Below are 19,548 nucleotides of genomic sequence, written 5' to 3'. Positions count from 1 at the left end.
TATTATCCTGTGGGAAATATTTACTTAATTCCTGTGATTCAATTATTAAAAGTTAGAGCTTTTGCTTTAACTTTTTTACCATTGTGTTTTTCCATTGGTTAAAAGTGCCTTCAATTATTTTTTCTCTTGCCTGGTTAACAAGCCATAAATAAAAGTTTAAATTGTGAATTGTAGCAATTTGGGCACCTAGAATTTCTTTTGAAATAATAAGATGTCTTAAATAAGCTTTTGAATATTGGGAATCAACAAAACAAGTTCCTTCTGGATCAAGGGGGGAAAAGTCGGCCTTCCATTTTTCATTGCGCATGTTCATTGTTCCATTTTTGGTAAATAACATTCCATTTCTTGCATTACGCGTTGGCATTACACAATCAAACATGTCTATGCCCAGGGCAATACATTCTAAAATGTTTTCAGGTGTTCCAACGCCCATTAAATAACGAGGTTTGTCCACAGGCAATATATTGCATACAACTTCTGTCATGGCATACATGTCCTCAGCTGGTTCTCCTACAGACAAGCCACCTATTGCATTTCCTTCTCTTTCAAATGAAGCAATGGTTTCAGCTGATTTTATACGTAAATCTTTATAAACACTACCTTGTACAATTGGAAAAAAGGCTTGATTGTACTGGTATTTAGAATTGGTAGAGTCAAACCTGTCGCAGCAGCGCTTAAGCCATCTGTGGGTCATCTCCATAGACTTTTTTGCATAATTGAATTCACAAGGATAAGGGGTGCATTCATCAAAAGCCATAATAATATCAGCCCCAATAACCCTTTGTATATCCATTACATTCTCAGGAGTGAAAAAATGTTTAGAACCATCTACATGAGAAGTAAATTTTACTCCTTCTTCAATGATTTTTCTCTGGCCGGAAAGAGAATAAACCTGGTAACCACCACTATCGGTTAAAATAGGTAGGTCCCAGCCATTGAATTTATGTATTCCACCCGCTTTTTCAATAATATCTAAACCTGGGCGTAAATAAAGATGGTAAGTGTTGCCTAATATAATTTGGGCTTTAATGTCATCCTTAAGCTCTCTCTGATGTACTGCTTTTACTGTTCCTGCAGTTCCTACGGGCATGAAAATCGGAGTTTTTATACTTCCATGATCAGTAATTAATTCTCCCGCTCTTGCACGAGATTCTTTGTCGGTTGCGGAAATTTTGAAATTCATAATATTTTAAAAAAACGTTCAAATATAAAGATATTGCTCAAGAATATAATATTACTTTTGCATAATGACCAACAACGAACTTTTATTAAAATGATTAATTTTTCCATTAGCATTGAATTCATTGTATTTGTAGTGTTTTTTGCAACTTTTTTGGTTCTTCTTTTTTATTACTTATTTGTATTTGGAAAATTTGCTTTTTACAAAAAAAAACAAAGTTCTGTTGTTTCAGCCACCCCTCCCGTAACAGTTGTAATTGCTGCTAAAAATGAAGAAGAAAATCTAAGAAAAAACTTGCCACTAATACTTGCGCAGGATTATCCAGAATTTGAAGTAATTGTAGTGAATGATTTTTCAACAGATGAAACTGAATTTGTACTTGAACAATTTCAATTAAATCACAGTAATTTCCGTGCAATAACAATTAAACAGGAAGGGCTTCAATCTACAGGTAAGAAATATCCATTAACTCTGGGAATTAAAGGCGCAAAACATGAAAGAATTCTGCTTATCGATGCAGATTGTTTTCCTAAAAGCGATAATTGGATTAAAAGGATGTCTTCTAATTATTCTGAAGGAATTGAAGTTGTTTTAGGTTATGGTAAGTATGAAAAAAAGCCTGGGTTACTAAATAAATTAATACGCTTTGATACATTTTTTATAGCTCTACAATATTATTCATTTGCCTTATGTGGGAATCCTTATATGGGAGTTGGAAGGAATCTTTCTTATGAAAAAAGTCTTTTTTTTAAGCACAAAGGCTTTGCTAAACACACTCATATTGCATCTGGTGATGATGATTTATTTATTGGAAAAGTTGCAAATGAAAACAACACAGCAATTGAATTTGATATAGATTCACATACTTTTTCTAAACCAAAAAGAACCTTAAGAGATTGGGTAAGGCAAAAAAGACGACACCTTACTACCGGCAAATTATATAAACTGAAAATCAAATTTGCACTAGGGTTGTTAGGAGTGTCAAATTTTATTTTCATACTTGTATTTGTTGCGTTAATCCTGCTTAATTATCAAATTAATCTAATAGTAATAATCTTTTTAACTAAATTATCTGTACAAATGATTATCTTTAGGAAATCAATGGATAAATTGGGTGAAAGAGACCTTTGGTTTCTAGCACCTTTATTAGATTTGTTTTTAATTTTTTATTATCCGTATTTATTTTTTTCAAAGGCCTTTATAAAACAAAGTAAATGGAAGTAGGATCAAATCTGTCTGAAAAAGCCCAACATGATTATAAATTAGTAATACTTGCCGTTGAAAATGGTGATCAGAAAGCATATGCTGAATTGATGATGCGCTACCGCGATTCAATTTATTTCATGCTTCTGAAAATGGTAAATAACAGGGATGATGCAGATGATCTTACTATAGAAGCTTTTGGTAAAGCATTCAAGCGGCTTGGTCAATATACTCCAAATTATGCCTTCAGCACCTGGTTGTTTAAGATTGCTTCCAATAACTGTATTGATTTTATAAGGAAAAGGAAGAATAAATCGACATTTTCAATTGATAAAACATTTGAAAATGAAGAGGGAGGAGAAATGTCTATTGATTTGAAATCATCGATGCTTGATCCTGAAGAAAAAGTGATTAAAAAAGAAAAAATAAAGCTAATGCATGAGGTTGTTGAAAAGCTCAAACCCAGGTATCGAGAATTGGTTGAACTAAGGTATTTTCAGGAATATTCATATGAAGAAATTGCTGATAAGCTTGATATTCCGCTCGGGACTGTGAAGGCCCAATTATTCAGAGCAAGAGAATTTCTTTATAATATTATGAAAAATTCTAAAGAAAATATTTAAGCTGTATTTTTATTTTTCATTTGCACTTTATCATCATCAGAAAATAATGCCAGGGAATGATATTTTCATGGTTTTTCTAACACGCTAATGCTCGAATTTTCAAATAAAATTTATGTCAGGTAATATTTCGCTACTTTCCAATTATTTTCCTCAAATTAATAAACACCAAAAAGAACAGTTTGAAAAACTCTATGAACTTTATGTTCATTGGAATGCCCAAATAAATGTAATCTCCCGGAAGGACATCGATCAATTGTACGAGCGACATATACTGCATTCTTTAGGCATTGCAAAAGTTATTGCATTTAAACCTAAAACCAAGATATTAGATGTAGGAACCGGAGGTGGTTTTCCAGGAATACCTTTGTCCATTCTGTTTCCTGAATGTAATTTCCATCTTGTTGATTCCATTGGTAAGAAAATAAAGGTTGTAAAGGCGGTTGCAGAAAGCCTTGGTTTGGAAAACGTTTTTGCCGAGCAAGCACGTGCGGAGCAGGTAAATGATAAATTTGATTTTGTGGTAAGTCGTGCTGTTACACAACTTCCTGAATTCGTTGAATGGGTTAGAAAAAAGGTTTTAAAAACAAGCTTTAATGATATTCCAAATGGGGTTTTGTGCTTAAAAGGAGGAGATTTAAAGGAAGAGTTATCCTCTTTAGACTATAAATATAAGATATACGATTTAGGGAAATATTTTTCAGAAGCATTTTTTGAAACTAAAAAGCTAGTTTATATAAGGCTCTAGTAAAAGCGGAATGAACAAATTAGAAAAAGTTAATTCAATTCTACCTGAATCCTGCTAAGGTTTTTATATAAACCCTTTTCTTTTTGCATTAACTCTTCGTGCCTTCCCGACTCCACAACTTCCCCTTTATCAATTACTAATATTTTATCAGCTGAAACTATTGTTGAAAGGCGATGCGCAATAACAAAAGATGTTCTGTCACGCATAAGTTTCTCCAGGGCGTCCTGAACTAATCTTTCTGATTCAGAATCAAGTGAACTGGTTGCTTCATCAAGGATAAGAATTGCTGGATTTTTTAAAACCGCTCTGGCAATTGCAATCCTTTGACGCTGGCCACCAGAGAGTTGAATTCCTCGTTCACCCACTATTGTTTCATAACCTTCAGAAAAATGTTCAATAAACGAATGAGCATTTGCCTTTTTTGCAGCTTCTATAATCTCATCCATAGATGATCCCGGAGCACCATAAACTATATTTTCTTTTATTGTACCCCCAAATAAAAGTACTTCCTGAGGCACTAATGCCATTTGAGACCTAAGTTCAGATAAAGAATAATTTTTTATATCCTTATCGTCAATTAAAATCTGGCCATTTGAAACATCATAAAACCTTAATAACAAGGAAGCCAATGTTGATTTTCCTGCCCCGCTAGGACCCACGACAGCAATTAATTCACCACTTTTTGCTTCGAAAGAAATATTTTTAAGTACCACAATCTCTTTTCTTGAAGGATAAGAAAATTCAACATTTTTAAAAACAACTTTTCCATTTAATTTGTTATCAATTTGTATTTGTTGGGTCAGCGAAATGTTTTCAGCTGGTTCATCAAGAATTTCAAAAATTCTTTCCGTAGCCCCGAATGCTTTTTGAATTTGAGCATAAAGCTCTGCAATGCCGCCAATTGAAGCGCCAACAAAAACGGAATAAAGAACAAATTGAAACATGGCCCCAATTGATAATTCGCCCATATTAACCATTTTAACCCCATACCATATTACAAATACGATAGCACCAAAGAGGCATAATATTATAAAGGAAGCAAACGCTCCTCTTGCCACTCCGCCTTTAAGAGCAATACGAACTATTTCTGAAGTTTGTTTTTTATAACGCTGAGTTTCAAAAAACTCGTTTGCGAACGATTTAACATTTGCAATACCTTGCAATGTCTCTTCAACTATTGTATTTGCTCCAGCAGTTGCATCCTGAACGGAACGTGAAATTTTTCTAATGTACCTTCCGAAAACAACTGCTAGAATTGCAACTACCGGTACAATTGAAAGCATAATCAATGTGAGTTGCCCGGAAGTATAGGATAAAAAAGCAATGCCGCCTACAATCAATAAGAATTGTCTTAAAAATTCTGCAATTGTAGTAGTAAAAGTATCTTGTAATTGAGTAATATCTGAAGAAAGTCTGCTGTTAAGTTCACCTACTCTTCTTTGTCCAAAAAAGGACATGGGTAGGGTAATCAAATGTGAGTAAATGGTTTGTCTTAATGTAGCCAGCATGTTTTCTGTAACATTTACAAAAAGAACTACCCTGAAAAAAGAAAATACAGATTGAGCAACGAAAATAGCCAGCAAAATTAACCCATAAGTATTTATGTTTTCGAAAGTTGCATCAGCTGCATCAATTAATTTGCCCATTAGTAAGGGGAAGGCAAGTGCAGTTAAGCTTGTAAGAAACAAAAAAATCAACCCAAGAATAAATTTCCCTTTGTAAGGTTTTAAAAATGTGAAAATTCTTGATGCAGTTTTTAAGGAGGCGGAAGTGATTTTGGCTTTTGGCAAATCATCCCCCTTTTGTTTACGGGCCATGTACAATAATTTACGCAAAGGTAAGTTATTAATTACAAATATTAGGCGTATTTAGGGCTGTTTAATGATATTTAATGAAGAAATCACAAAAAGAATTAAAAATAATTTTGCCGGATAAAAAAAACCTGTTATTTTTGCAGTCCTTTTAAGGGGAAAATATAATAAAACATAGAAATAATGGCTCAAAGAACGTTTCAACCGTCAATTAAGAAAAGAATAAATAAGCATGGTTTCAGGGAAAGAATGGCCAGTGCCAATGGTAGAAGGGTATTAGCTGCCAGGAGAGCAAAAGGAAGATCAAGATTAACTGTTTCAGATGAAGCAAGACATAAATCGTAATTATTAAATGATTTTTCAAGGAGGGTGTTATCAAATTCAGATAGCACCCTTTTTTTATGTTCTCTATTTAAAAAAGATCATAATTCAAAATAAAAAGAATTTTTATAGGATTGCCAATGAATTTAAAGAGCCATTTAAATGGATTTCTTTAAATTCGCAGCGAATAAAAGTAAACCATAAATCAATTTTAGGATAATGCCAAGAGATCATTCGATAAAATCAGTGTTAATAATTGGAAGCGGCCCCATCATTATTGGTCAGGCGGTAGAATTTGATTATTCAGGTTCCCAATCAGCAAAGTCATTAAGAGAGGAGGGAATTGAAGTAACACTTATTAATTCCAATCCGGCTACAATTATGACGGATAAGGTAACAGCTGATAACATATATCTTTTGCCTTTGACCCCACAATCAATTATTAAGATTCTGGAAAAGCATAAAATTGATGCTGTATTGCCCACTATGGGCGGCCAAACTGCTTTGAACCTGGCAATAAAATGTGAGGAAATGGGTATTTGGAAAAAGCATGGAGTGCGTATGATAGGTGTTGATATTGCTGCAATTGAAGTAACTGAAAACCGGGAAGCATTCAGGAAATTAATGGTTGAATTAGGTGTTGGGGTTGCTCCTTCAAAAACAGCAAATTCATTTCTTGATGGGAAAAATGCTGCACAAGAACTAGGCTTCCCTCTGGTAATTAGGCCATCCTATACTCTTGGAGGAACAGGAGGAGCAGTGGTTTTTAAAAAGGAAGACTTTGATTCTGCATTAACTGTTGGGCTTCACGCATCCCCTATTCATGAGGTGATGATTGATAAAGCAGTAATGGGTTGGAAGGAATATGAACTGGAATTACTCAGGGACAACAATGACAATGTTGTAATTATTTGTTCGATTGAAAATTTTGATCCAATGGGGGTGCATACTGGCGATTCAATTACTGTTGCCCCTGCTATGACCCTGTCAGACAAAACATATCAAAGGATGCGAACTTTGGCAATAATGATGATGCGCGCTATAGGTAATTTCGCAGGAGGATGTAATGTTCAGTTCGCAGTTAGCCCTGATGAGAACGAAGATATTATAGCCATCGAAATTAATCCCAGGGTATCTCGTTCTTCTGCTCTTGCTAGCAAAGCCACAGGATATCCCATTGCTAAGATTGCAGCAAAACTTGCAATAGGCTATAACCTTGATGAACTGGAAAATCAAATAACCAAAACTACTTCTGCACTTTTTGAACCTACTCTTGATTATGTAATAGTAAAAATACCCCGTTGGAACTTTGATAAATTTAAAGGTGCTGACAGACATTTGGGATTCCAGATGAAATCTGTTGGTGAGGTAATGGGCATAGGCAGATGTTTCCAGGAAGCTCTTCAAAAAGCATGTCAGTCTCTTGAAATAAAAAGAAATGGATTAGGTGCAGATGGTAAGGAATTGAAGAATCAGGCAGAATTGCTTGAAAGCCTTGAAAGGCCCTCATGGAATAGATTGTTTCATATTTACGATGCTTTTAAACTTGGAATTCCATTTAAAACCATTCATAAGCTTACTAAAATAGATCCCTGGTTTTTAAATCAGATTGAAGAATTAGTGGTGTTGGAAAAGGAAATTGAAAGGCATAGCCTGGATAATATTTCAAAAGGCCTGCTTTTAACTGCAAAACAAAAGGGTTATGCTGACAGGCAAATTGCCCACTTGTTGGACTGCCTGGAGAGTAAGGTTTGGGAGAAAAGAAATGAATTGGGAATCAAGCGTGTTTACAAAATGGTAGATACTTGCGCTGCAGAATTTGAGGCCCAGACTCCTTATTTCTATTCTACCTTTGAGGAAGAAAATGAAGCAATTCCATCGGACAGGAAAAAAGTTATAATTCTTGGTTCAGGTCCTAATAGGATTGGGCAAGGAATTGAATTTGATTATTCTTGCGTGCATGGAGTATTTGCTGCTAAGGAATGTGGTTATGAAACCATAATGATAAATTGCAATCCTGAAACCGTATCTACCGATTTTGCTACAGCAGACAGGCTTTATTTTGAACCTGTTTTTTGGGAACATATCTACGATATAATTTTAAATGAAAAGCCTGAAGGAGTTATAGTGCAACTTGGTGGACAGACAGCTTTGAAACTAGCGGAAAAACTAGACAGGTATGGTATTAAAATTATAGGAACCAGTTATAAAGCATTGGATTTAGCTGAAGATAGGGGAAGCTTTTCAGCATTGTTAAAGCAGAACAATATTCCTTACCCTGATTTTGGTGTTATTGAGAGTGCTGAGGAGGCGGTAGAGCTTTCAAGGAAGCTTAACTTTCCTTTACTTGTTAGGCCTTCTTACGTTTTAGGTGGACAGGGGATGAAAATTGTTATCAATGAGGAAGAGCTTGAACAGCATGTTGTTAATATACTGAAAGACATTCCAGGAAATAAAGTACTTCTTGATCATTTTTTAGACAAGGCAATAGAGGCTGAATCTGATGCAATTTGTGACGGTACGGATGTTTATATTGTTGGAATTATGGAGCATATAGAGCCTGCAGGAATCCATTCTGGTGATTCTTATGCGGTTTTACCCCCTTTTAATTTAAGCGAAAATGTAATTAACCAAATAAAAACCTATACAAAAAAAATAGCCTTAGCTCTTGAAACAGTAGGCCTAATAAATATTCAATTTGCTATAAAAGATGAAGTGGTTTATATTATTGAAGCCAATCCAAGAGCTTCGAGAACCGTGCCTTTTATTGCCAAAGCCTATAATGAGCCTTATGTAAATTACGCTACAAAAGTTATGCTGGGACATAGCAAAGTGAAGGATTTTAATTTCAATCCACGTATGGAGGGATATGCAATTAAAATACCTGTATTTTCGTTTGATAAGTTTCCGAATGTGAATAAGGAATTAGGTCCAGAAATGAAATCTACAGGAGAAGCTATTCAATTCATAGACAATCTGCAAGATGAGTTTTTTGTGAAGATTTATTCAGAACGGAATTTATATTTAAGCAAGTAACAGACATTGAATTTTAGTCGCTTAATAGCATGGCTGAAATTCGAATTATTTTAATGAGATGGCATTTATAAAGACAATATTAATTTTTCTAACGATTTATTTTTTATTTAAACTCGTGGTAAGAACACTCCTGCCATATTTACTAAAAACATATATCCAAAAGAAGCAGCAAGAGTTTCAGCATCAGAGTTTTAATTCAAACAAGAAGCCTGAAGGAGAAATCACGATAGAATTTAATAAAGAGAAAAAAGCCAAGCGCAGTGATGGAGATTATGTGGATTATGAAGAAATCAAATAATAAATGAATCTCAAATACCTTTAGGTGTTTGAATTAAAAAACAAGAAAAAAGATTTAAAACGAATAAATTAGAATAAATGAATCTAAAATACTTTCAGCCGCATTTATTAGCTATTGTAACTTTTTTAATAGTAACAATGGCCTTTTTCGGGCCTTTATTACAAGGGAAACACCTTAAACAGGAAGATACAATGCGTTGGGAGGGAATGGCCAAAGAAATTATTGATTTCAGAAAGTCGGAAGGTGAGGAACCTTTATGGACAAATTCCATGTTTAGTGGAATGCCTGCCTTTCAAATTTCAGTTCTTTACCCTAATAATTTAATTTCCCATATTGATCAGGCGCTTGCAAAAATTTTTCCAGGTCCTTCAGAAATTATTTTCATTGCCTTGTTGACTTTTTATTTCCTGTTGATTTCATTTGGTTTAACGCCTCTGGCAGCTGTTGCAGGTGCTTTAGCCTTTGCTTTTTCATCGTATAATGTGATTATTATTGAAGCAGGACATAATACCAAGGGCTTTGCAATTGGCTACATGGCTATTGTGGTGATTGGGGTTGTGATGGCTTTTAGAGGTAAATATTTGTTGGGTAGCGCCCTGGCGGCCCTTGGTGTGGCTTTTCAGGTTAATGCAAATCATTTGCAAATTACTTATTATACCCTTGTTTTGTTGTTGGTTTTTGGCATTGTTGAAACAGTTAAAAACATTAAGGAAAAAACGTACAAACATTATTTTAAAGCAGTGTCTTTTCTTTTTATTGCTGCTGTTATTGGAGTTTTACCAAATATAACCTCCTTATTAATGACATGGGAATATGGAAAAGAAACAATTAGAGGTAAATCAGAATTAACATTAAATGCGGATGTTAAAACCTCCGGTCTTGACAAAGATTATGCAACCCAATGGAGCTATGGAATTGGAGAAACAATGACTCTTATGGTGCCTAATTTCAAAGGTGGGGGAAGTGGACAAATAGGAAATGATAAAAGTGTGATGAAAGTTGTAGATCCACAAATGAAGCAATATGTTTCCGGGATGGATAGGTATTTCGGAGATCAACCCTTTACTTCAGGCCCCGTTTATTTTGGAGCTATTGTTTGTTTCTTATTTATACTGGGTCTTTTTATTGTTCAGGGCCATCTAAAATGGTGGTTGTTGATTGCCACTTTGCTTTCAGTTATGTTAGCATGGGGAAAAAACTTTATGCCTTTAACTGATTTTTTTCTGGATTTTGTCCCAGGATATAATAAATTCAGAGCAGTTTCCATGACCCTTGTAATTGCTCAAATTGCCATGCCATTATTGGGGTTTCTTGCCATTAAAAAAATAATGGAACAGCCAGCTATTATTAAGGAAAAGCAAAAACAATTTTTAGTGGCATTCGGACTAACAGGTGGTTTGTCATTCCTTATGTATTTTATGCCAGGAATGTTTAATGATTTTTTCAAAGAAGGGGAGAATGCTAACCTTATGCAACAGTTAATTTCCAACAAATGGCCAGCTGACCAGGCAAATCTCCTGTTGGATAATTTAGAATCAGCAAGAAAAAGCATTTTTACCTCTGATGCTGCTAGAAGTGGGATTTTCATTTCTTTAAGTGCTTTGTTAGTATGGTTGTTTTCGCGCGGCCAATTAAAAAGCTTATATATGCTATCAGGATTGCTTGCCCTTATTACAATTGACCAATGGACAGTTGCCAAGCGCTATATGAATGAGGATAATTTTACGCGTAAAAATGTAAGAGCACAGACCTTTGAACCAAGTGAGGCCGATTTGCAGATATTACAAGATCCTGATCCTCATTACAGAGTTTTAAATGTTACTACAAGTACATTTAACGATGCAGCTACTTCTTATTTTCACAAATCGGTAGGAGGTTATCATGGAGCAAAGCTTAAAAGATACCAGGAGTTAATTGAATATCATTTAAGTCAAAACAATATGGATGTTATTAACATGTTAAACACTAAATATTTTATTGTTCCTGGACAGGATAAACGTCCTGTGGCGCAAAAAAATCCAGCACCTTTAGGGAATGCATGGTTTGTAAATGAGTATGAAATGGTAGCAAATGCAGATTCTGAAATTACCGCATTATCTTCCTTTACGCCCTCTGAGGTTGCGATAGTTGATCAGCGTTTTGATGCATACCTTAAGGGTTTGCAATTGAAAAATAAAGATGAAGGAAGTATTAAATTAACAAAATACCAGCCCAATTATTTATCCTATGAATCCACAACATCTGCTGAACAACTGGCCGTATTTTCTGAAGTTTATTACGATAAAGGCTGGAATGCCTATATTGATGATAAACTCGTAGATCATATTCGGGCTAATTATGTATTAAGGGCATTGAGGGTTCCTGAAGGAAAGCATAAAATTGAATTTAAATTTGAACCTGCATCTTATATTGTAGGAGAAAGAATAGCTCTTGCAGGTTCTATTTTTGCCTTTTTATTTATTGGATTTGCATTATATAGTGAACAGAAAAATGGAGCAAAAATAAAAAATGATCATTTAAGGGATAATGCGGAGAAAGAAAAACAAGCAACAGCTAAAATAAAAGTGTGAAGAAAGTCCTTGTAATTACATATTATTGGCCACCAAGTGGGGGAGCGGGAGTTCAAAGGTGGCTGAAGTTTGTAAAGTATCTTCCTGAATTTCAAATTGAGCCAATTGTGCTTACAGTAGATGAAAATGAAGCTTCTTATGCATTAGTGGATCATAAATTAACACAAGAGATTTCTCCTTCATTAAGAATAGTTAAAACAAAAACATTTGAACCCTTCGAGATTTACAAAAAAATTTCAGGAAAAAAAGAAATTCCTTTTGGAGGGTTTGCCAATGAAGGGAAAGCAGGATTTAAATCTAATTTTTTTCGATTCATAAGGGGAAACTTGTTTATTCCAGATGCAAGACGTGGTTGGAATAAATATGTGATTAAGAAAGCTTCTGAAATTATAGTAAATGAAGGAATTGACACTGTTATAACTACATCTCCTCCTCATTCAACACAACTTGTTGGTCTTTATTTAAAAAAGAAATTTAACATTAATTGGATTGCCGATATGCGCGATCCCTGGACCGACATCTACTTTTACAAGGAGCTTAACCATACAGCAATTGCCAGGAAAATAGATGCAGCTTTTGAGAAAAAGGTTTTATTGAATGCTGATAAGGTAATTGTGGTAAGTGAAGATATTAAAAGGATTTTTACAGAAAAAGACAAGAAAATTGATCCCTTAAATATTGTAGTTATTCCAAATGGCTTTGATGCCGAAGATTTTACAGCAGGCCAAAAGGAGGATAATGAATATTTTACAATAGCCTATACAGGTTCAATGACCTTAAAATATAGGCCACAAGCATTTTTTAAAGCAATAAAAAATTTAGCAGATTCAACTAATGGAAAAATAAAATTTATACTGGCAGGAAGCCCAGACCCGGATGTGGTTGAAGAGGCAGAAAAGGCAGGAATAAAATCAATCACAGAGTTTAAAGGATATATTAGCCATTCAGGATCCATTGAAATTATGCATAAAGCAGCTGTATTGTTCCTGTCTATTCCTGATGTAGAGAACAATAAAGGAATTTTAACTGGAAAATTATTTGAATATCTTGCAAGTCAGAGGCCAATTATTTGCACAGCCCCTAAGAATGGAGATGCAGCTAAAATTATAAATGATTGTGATGCAGGAGAAGTAGTTGATTATGATGAACAAAAAAAAATGGAGCAATTGCTTCAAAAACACTATCAATACTGGCTTTTAAAAAGTGGAGGCGAAACAAGGAAACAACACTATTTGAAGTTTTCAAGAAAAAATTTAACAGCTAGTTTGGCTAAAATCATTAAAAAATAATTATGTGCGGAATAGCAGGCTTTATTGATACTTCCTTAAGCACTTCAAAAGCAGATCATCTTATTAAAGAAATGCTTATGACTATAGCTCACCGTGGCCCTGATTTCAGTGGTCATTGGAGCGAGTTTCCCGTAACTCAAGGTCATAACCGACTAAGTATTATTGATCTTACCGAAAACTCTAATCAACCCTTACATTATGAGGATTATGTAATTTCTTTCAATGGAGAAATTTACAATTACCTGGAGATTAAAGAGGAGCTTTTAAGCCTTGGCTATAAATTCTCTACACATTCCGACACTGAAGTAATTCTTGCAGCATATAAAGCCTGGGGAGAAGATTGTGTTCAAAAATTCATGGGAATGTGGGCCTTTGCAATTTGGGATAAAGTAAGAAGGGTGCTTTTTTGTTCAAGGGATAGGTTTGGGATTAAGCCTTTTTATTATGTTTCCGGAGCCGGTGCTTTTTATTTTGCATCTGAAGTAAAAGCAATTAAAAAATCCCCATTATTTGATGGCCAGATAAATAACAGACAGGTAATTCGCCTTTTACAATTAGGTTGGGTTGATTATAAGAATGAGACCTTTTATGAATCAGTAAAATCCTTGCCAGAAGCATCAAATCTGATTTTCAAAAACGGCAAAGTAGAAATTAAACGATACTGGGATTTATCACAAAAGCAAATAATTTCTGAAGACAATTTTGAAGGAAGAAAAGAAAAATTTAAATCCCTTTTTGAAGATTCTATAAAAATGCATTTCAGAAGTGATGTTGAAGTTGGGGCAGCACTGAGTGGAGGGATTGATAGTTCTTCCATAGTGTCTGTGGCAGCCAAAATGTTTCCTGAAAAAAACATTAAAGCGTTCAATATATTTTATGAAGGTTCAGGTGCGGTTGATGAAAGACCTTTTGTTTACGAACTAGTAAAAAAGTATAAAAATATTGAGCCCTATTATTATTCTCCAAAAGATGATGAACTGGCCGATGCCCTTAATAAGGTTTTATTCCATCAGGATGCGCCAATTTCAGGCTCATCAGCGATATCACAATATTTTGTAATGAATCTTGCAAAACAAAATAAGGTTACTGTTTTGCTTGATGGGCAGGGGGCTGATGAGTACCTAGGGGGTTATATGCATACTTTTAACCGGATTATTGGAAGTCATTTCCATAATAGAGAGTTTTTCAAAGCCATTAAGCTTCTTCAGTTGCATAAAAAAGAACATGGGTTGTCAGGCAAAGAAGTTGCAATGACTTTGTTGAAATCCATTTACACCTCCAGTCATAATGAAGCTGGTGTTTTTAATTTTGAATTAAACCGAATCAAATCTTTATTGAATAGTAAATTCAAAGATATGAGTGGAATAATTGATCTTTTGGATGCACACCCAAATAAAATCGACAATTTTTTTTATAATCTGCTTTTTTCAACCAGCCTTCCATCTCTGTTACATTATGAAGATCGAAATTCAATGGCCTTTTCATTGGAATCAAGAGTTCCATTCCTTGATCATAGACTGGTAGAATATGGCTTTTCACTTCCATTGGAAGATAGGATTAGGGGTGCAGAAACAAAATATATTCTACGGAAATCATTAAGTGGAGTTTTGCCGGATGCCATTCGAGACAGAAAAGATAAAAAAGGTTTTGTAACCCCAGGGGAAAACAAATGGTTAAGGGGCCCCTTGAAGCATTTGCTGGATGAAGATTTCTCCAAACTTGAATATTGGTTTTCAAGGAAAGGTCTTTATGAAACCATTAAAAGGTATAAAGATGGTGACAATTCCAAAGCTAAACTAGTTTGGCGTATAGTTGTTTTGAATATGTGGTTGAAGAATAATTAATTATTGCTTAGATAGTTTCTGAGACTAATTACAGATTTTGAATATTAAATCAGAAGAGTAATATTCACATTCAAAATAAACGCTTAACCCTTAATCTTTTCTTGGTATAAGTTCACTAGCATTTGACTTATGTTTTCCTTTGAATAATTTCGATTTACAAAACTGTGCATTTCTGTTAAATTGTAGGAATTTAAATTCATTAAAATGCTTTTCATGGCATGGGCAATTTCTTCTATATTGTCTGTCTCACAAAGAATTCCATTGTTTTGGTTAATGAAATCCTCTGGTCCCCCACATTTTGTAGCTACAACAGGTACACCACAAGCAATGGCTTCCATATAAACAATGCCAAATGTTTCGAATTTACTGGGTAATGCAAAACATTTTGATTTGTGTAAGTAATTTCTAATTTCTATTCTGGTTAAATTGCCTGGGAAAATTATTTTTTCTTGTATAGCTAACTGAGTAGCTAATTCAATTAAATTTTCTTTCTCAGGCCCATCGCCTCCTATAACTAGTTTGTATGAAGGAATTGCAGGAGCAATTAATGCAAATGCTTTTATTAGAATATCTTGCCCTTTTGTTTTTATTAAGTTTCCCAAACTGAAAATCATATCTTCTTTGATTACGGAATAATCAGGTTTAAAAAAACTAGTATCAATCATATTTGGAATAATCCTTACTTCTTTATTATGTGTGTTTTTAATCACTTCCTTTTTTAAAGCAGAGCTCACTGTTATTATTGCAGATGATTTATCATAGGCTTTTGATATGGCCCTTAATTCATATCCATTGTATTTTTTTTCTACAAAATAGGAGGTGTGCTCAGTGATAATATAGGGTATTTTATATTTTTCATGTATTTTCATTGCTGCATAGCCTGACCATAGCCCAAAATGAGCATGAATTAATTGAGGTTTACCATACTTTTCAATATATTTTTCAAAAAGTTTTAATGAATTTAATGGAATATAATATTTAGGAAAGTAGTGAAGAAATGGAGTTAAATTTAATGCTGATTTTTTAAAAACCGGAATATCTTCCCTTGTATAAACTGTTTCTTCTGATTTTGCCAGAAATGGCTGTTTTACTATCTTGTTTAGCTTCTTAAGTTCTACGGTAATTACCCCAATTTTAATTTCTTTTTCTTTAAGGGCAATGGCTTGTTGTTCAATAAATATTCCAGGCAAATTGCTCTTCTGGTCAGGATATGCATTTGCAATTATAAGTACATGCATTATTTCTCTATTATGATGCCGGCAGGTAAATCCTTTTTTGCGTGTTTGAATAATAGAAGTCCACCTTCTTTTGGAACAAGTATTGGTTTAACCTTATCTGAAGAGATTATCTCAAAAGGGAAATAGTTAAATTTTTCCATGTAAGCATATACTTCTTCCTTATTCGTGTTTACTAAATTCAGCTTTTCATCCAATATTTCAATTAAAATGAATGGCTGGAATTCTGATAATACATATTTCATCCCCTTTAATACATGAAATTCACTTCCTTCAACATCTATTTTGATTAAGTCTATTTTATGAATTTCTTTATTGCTTTGAACAAATGAGTCTAAGGGCAAAGATTTTGCAATTTCTTTTTGACCCGAAAAATTGTGGTGGAGGGTAATGCTTGAAGTTCCGGTATTTAAATCATCAGCAACGAATAGTTCAATTTCGCCTTCAATATCAGAAATGGCAATGTTATTTATAAAAATGTTTTGGAAATTATTTAGCTGGATATTGTTTAATAACTTATTGAAAGTTGCTTTCACTGGTTCAAATGAATATATTTTTCCTTGTATTCCAGTTAGTTTTGAGGCAAGGAGACTATAGTATCCTATATTAGCTCCAATATCAAGGATTATAAACCCTGGTTTTATTATTTTTTTCCAAAAATAAGTTTCGGTTTTTTCAATCTCATAAATTCCAAAAAAATAAATTTGCTTTTGAATCCAATCATTCAGATTTACATTTACATTTATATTATCGTCAAATTTCACAGTTGCAGACACGTTCTTTGTTAATGAAAGCCTGTCTAATAGGTTTAAAATAGGTATTTTTCCTTTTCGAATTGGGAAATGCCTGAAATAGAATTTGAAAAAAGAAAGAATAAGTTGTTTCATTTAGTTAACTGCTTCGGAAATAATTACTACAATTGTAAGAAAAAATTGTAAAAGAACTGTGGGAATAATAAAAAAACAAGGAATACAGAACACAATAGTTACTTATTTTGGAATAATCCTGGGCTTTGCAAACTTACTTGTTTTCCAGCCCCTATTTTTAACAACAGAAGAAATAGGCTTAACACGCGTTTTGTTTTCTTTCTCTTCCCTTATTGCTGTGTTTCTTCCACTTGGCATTGGAAATATAACTGTTAAATATTTTCCTAAATTCAGGAATGCAGAGAAAAAACACCATGGCTATTTTGGTTTTATGTTGCTTTTTCCGGTTGCCGGTTTTTTAATAATCACAGCTGCACTCTATCTTTCCAGAGATTTTTTTATTGGTCAGTACATTGATCAATCAGCCCTTTTTGTTGAATTTTTTGATTATATATTCCCATTGTCGCTGTTCCTGGGATTAATAAATGTGCTTAATATTTATGCTTTTTCATTGTTTCGAACCACCTTTCCATCCGTACTCAATGATGTTGTTTCTAGAATTTTCACAATTCTTGTAATAGCAGCCTATTTTATTAAACTACTTAACCTAGAGCAGTTTGTTTTTTGTTTTGTATTTGTTTATGGCTTGCAGTTAATACTGCTGCTTATTTACATTTTTATTATTGACAAACCCGGTTTTAAAGTTGACTTTAAAATGGTTAAAAGTCAAAACTTAAATGAGATTTTACAATATGGATTTCTACTCTCTTTTGCCTCAATAGCTTCTCTAGGACTGAAATACCTGGATAGCATAATGATTGCTCGTTTTTTGCCTTTAACGGCAGTTGGTATATATACCATAGCAGCTTTTATACCCACAGTAATAGAAGCACCTCTTTTCGCTTTGGATAAAATAGCCGGAACAAAAATATCACAAGCCTTGTCAGTTAATAATCGAATAGAAATTCAGGAAATCTATTATAAATCCTCCCGTTATATGCTTTTAGCGGGAGGATTGCTATTTATAGGAATAAATATAAATATTAGTTCCCTGCTTTCTTTGCTTCCTGCTGATTTTGCACAAGGGGGAATGGTTGTACTCATTATAAGCATAGGCACTTTTTTCACAATGGCAGGAGGTTCAAATACTGCAATTATTTTCAATTCTGACAAATATAAATTTGGTGCTTTCCTGTTGATATTATTGGTTGTAATTGCCTTTGTAAGCAATGTTGTTTTAATTCCAATTTTGGGTATTGAAGGAGCGGCATTGGCTACTGCCATTTCCAGTTTTATTTACAATCTTTTAAAATATTTGTTTATTTGGAAGCAATTTAAAATGCAACCCTTTGATTTTAGCTCGCTTAAGGTTTTGAGCATTATTTTCCTTGTATTTTTTATTGGGTATTTTCTTCCTTTTTATTCCAATGCTGTTTTAACAATAATATATAAATCTATTCTTGTTACACTGATTTATGTTCTACTTGCGTTCTTTTGGAAAGTGGATAAGGAGTTAAACGACACTGTCAAGTCTTTTTTTAGATAAAGCCTCGTTTTTTTTAAACTTTTAACTTTAAAATTTAATTATTAATTTTAACCCTGAATAAAAAAAACAAACAAATATGCATTTAAAAAGTATTTTTCTGACACTAGTTTTATTGATTTCCTTAAATCATTCTCCAACTAAGGCTAATCCAAATGATAATCCAAACAAAGCTAAAGCCTTTGAGCTATTCAACCAGAGACAGGATAAAATTAAATTGGAGGAATCTATCCGTTTAATTGAAGATATTTTATTAAAAGGAAATGATTATGAACTTTCTGTTTTATTATCCAGAGCTTACTACTTTTTAGGAGAACATGCTGAAAACAATGTTCAAAAATTGGAAATATATGACAAGGGCGTTAAAGCTGGGGAGGTAGCAATGAATCAAGTTGAAATGTTTGCCAAATCTTTTAACCTTTCAAAAAAGGAGGAAGATGCAATTAAATTGGTAACCAAAGAAAATCTGGATGCTATTTATTGGACTGCTGCAAATATAGCCAAATGGGCTAAGTTTGCGCCTTTTACTAAGAAAGTGGCATCTAAGGCCAGAGTTAGATATTTATGGGATAGAGTAACTGAATTGGATCCGGACTATTTTTACGGAGGTTCTTACCGTTTTTTTGGGGGTTATTATGCCTTAGTCCCAACTATAACGGGTGATCAGGATCCCATTAAAGCCAAAGAAATGTTTGAAAAAGCGATTGCTGCATCTCCTGAATATTTGGAAACAAAGATTCTATTTGCAGAAGCCTATTGCACACATGCCAAAATAAAGGATCGCGAGTTGTTTAAAAAATTGCTAAATGATGTGGTGTCGGCTGATATTTCGGGCTATCCAGCTATTTATGCGGAAAATACAATTGCAAAAATCAAGGCTGAAAGACTTTTGAAAGATGAAAAAAGTTTGTTTGAATAAGTGAAAAAGCAATGAGAATTTCAAAATTGCTTATTCTCAAATTAATTATTTAATACTATTTGTTT

15 protein-coding genes are annotated in these 19,548 nt (G+C 33.7%); 11 read left to right on the top strand and 4 right to left on the bottom strand.

Translation table 11 applies throughout. The annotated features are described in order from the left end of the window. Positions 1–52: 52 nt before the first annotated feature. Positions 53–1,183 carry a tRNA guanosine(34) transglycosylase Tgt gene (gene tgt / locus H0V01_02495; GenBank protein MBA2582240.1) on the bottom strand — a complete coding sequence of 377 codons (1,131 nt, stop codon included), beginning with the start codon at positions 1,181–1,183 and terminating at the stop codon, positions 53–55. A 90-nt stretch (positions 1,184–1,273) separates the two neighbouring features. Between tgt and H0V01_02490 the strand changes: the two genes are divergently transcribed. The 3 genes from H0V01_02490 (at position 1,274) to rsmG (ending at position 3,751) form a co-directional block, all read left to right on the top strand. Then, complete coding sequence (locus tag H0V01_02490) at positions 1,274–2,404, top strand: glycosyltransferase (protein MBA2582239.1); 1,131 nt, start codon at positions 1,274–1,276, stop codon at positions 2,402–2,404. Further along, positions 2,395–3,006, top strand: coding sequence for a sigma-70 family RNA polymerase sigma factor (locus tag H0V01_02485; GenBank protein MBA2582238.1), 612 nt, complete (start codon positions 2,395–2,397; stop codon positions 3,004–3,006). The genes H0V01_02490 and H0V01_02485 overlap by 10 nt, the downstream gene beginning before the upstream one ends. A gap of 112 nt (positions 3,007–3,118) precedes the next feature. Further along, the gene (rsmG, locus tag H0V01_02480) at positions 3,119–3,751 is read left to right on the top strand and encodes a 16S rRNA (guanine(527)-N(7))-methyltransferase RsmG (protein MBA2582237.1); all 633 of its coding nucleotides are present in this window, start codon (positions 3,119–3,121) and stop codon (positions 3,749–3,751) included. Between the two features lie 29 nt (positions 3,752–3,780). Here the strand turns inward: rsmG and H0V01_02475 are convergent, their stop codons facing one another. Further along, positions 3,781–5,568 (bottom strand): ATP-binding cassette domain-containing protein, encoded by a 1,788-nt coding sequence (locus tag H0V01_02475; protein ID MBA2582236.1) that lies wholly within the window; start codon positions 5,566–5,568, stop codon positions 3,781–3,783. Between the two features lie 177 nt (positions 5,569–5,745). Between H0V01_02475 and rpmH the strand changes: the two genes are divergently transcribed. The 6 genes from rpmH (at position 5,746) to asnB (ending at position 14,920) form a co-directional block, all read left to right on the top strand. Further along, positions 5,746–5,907, top strand: coding sequence for a 50S ribosomal protein L34 (rpmH, locus tag H0V01_02470; GenBank protein ID MBA2582235.1), 162 nt, complete (start codon positions 5,746–5,748; stop codon positions 5,905–5,907). A 195-nt stretch (positions 5,908–6,102) separates the two neighbouring features. Beyond that, positions 6,103–8,919, top strand: a complete 2,817-nt coding sequence (gene carB, locus H0V01_02465; protein ID MBA2582234.1) for a carbamoyl-phosphate synthase large subunit — start codon at positions 6,103–6,105, stop codon at positions 8,917–8,919. A 115-nt stretch (positions 8,920–9,034) separates the two neighbouring features. Further along, the gene (locus H0V01_02460; protein MBA2582233.1) at positions 9,035–9,217 is read left to right on the top strand and encodes a hypothetical protein; all 183 of its coding nucleotides are present in this window, start codon (positions 9,035–9,037) and stop codon (positions 9,215–9,217) included. Positions 9,218–9,294: 77 nt separating this feature from the next. Then, positions 9,295–11,787: a YfhO family protein gene (locus H0V01_02455; protein ID MBA2582232.1), complete on the top strand. Its 2,493-nt coding sequence runs from the start codon at positions 9,295–9,297 to the stop codon at positions 11,785–11,787. Next, complete coding sequence (locus tag H0V01_02450) at positions 11,784–13,076, top strand: glycosyltransferase family 4 protein (GenBank protein ID MBA2582231.1); 1,293 nt, start codon at positions 11,784–11,786, stop codon at positions 13,074–13,076. The genes H0V01_02455 and H0V01_02450 overlap by 4 nt, the downstream gene beginning before the upstream one ends. A 2-nt stretch (positions 13,077–13,078) precedes the next feature. Next, complete coding sequence (asnB, locus tag H0V01_02445; GenBank protein MBA2582230.1) at positions 13,079–14,920, top strand: asparagine synthase (glutamine-hydrolyzing); 1,842 nt, start codon at positions 13,079–13,081, stop codon at positions 14,918–14,920. Positions 14,921–15,003: 83 nt separating this feature from the next. On the opposite strand, the gene H0V01_02440 is transcribed toward asnB, so the two are convergent. Then, positions 15,004–16,158 (bottom strand): glycosyltransferase, encoded by a 1,155-nt coding sequence (locus H0V01_02440; protein MBA2582229.1) that lies wholly within the window; start codon positions 16,156–16,158, stop codon positions 15,004–15,006. Further along, positions 16,158–17,042 (bottom strand): FkbM family methyltransferase, encoded by an 885-nt coding sequence (locus H0V01_02435; protein ID MBA2582228.1) that lies wholly within the window; start codon positions 17,040–17,042, stop codon positions 16,158–16,160. Before H0V01_02435 ends, H0V01_02440 begins: the two co-directional genes overlap by 1 nt. A 58-nt stretch (positions 17,043–17,100) precedes the next feature. Between H0V01_02435 and H0V01_02430 the strand changes: the two genes are divergently transcribed. Further along, entirely contained in the window at positions 17,101–18,567 is a 1,467-nt protein-coding gene (locus tag H0V01_02430) for a polysaccharide biosynthesis C-terminal domain-containing protein (protein ID MBA2582227.1), read from the top strand. Between the two features lie 76 nt (positions 18,568–18,643). Then, positions 18,644–19,483 (top strand): hypothetical protein, encoded by an 840-nt coding sequence (locus H0V01_02425; protein ID MBA2582226.1) that lies wholly within the window; start codon positions 18,644–18,646, stop codon positions 19,481–19,483. Positions 19,484–19,548 lie beyond the last annotated feature (65 nt).

This window comes from Bacteroidota bacterium (assembly GCA_013696965.1).
GTDB lineage: Bacteria > Bacteroidota > Bacteroidia > JACCXN01 > JACCXN01 > JACCXN01.
The sequence above is the reverse complement of the archived record's forward strand: the minus strand, read 5'-3'. Positions and strand labels throughout refer to the sequence as shown.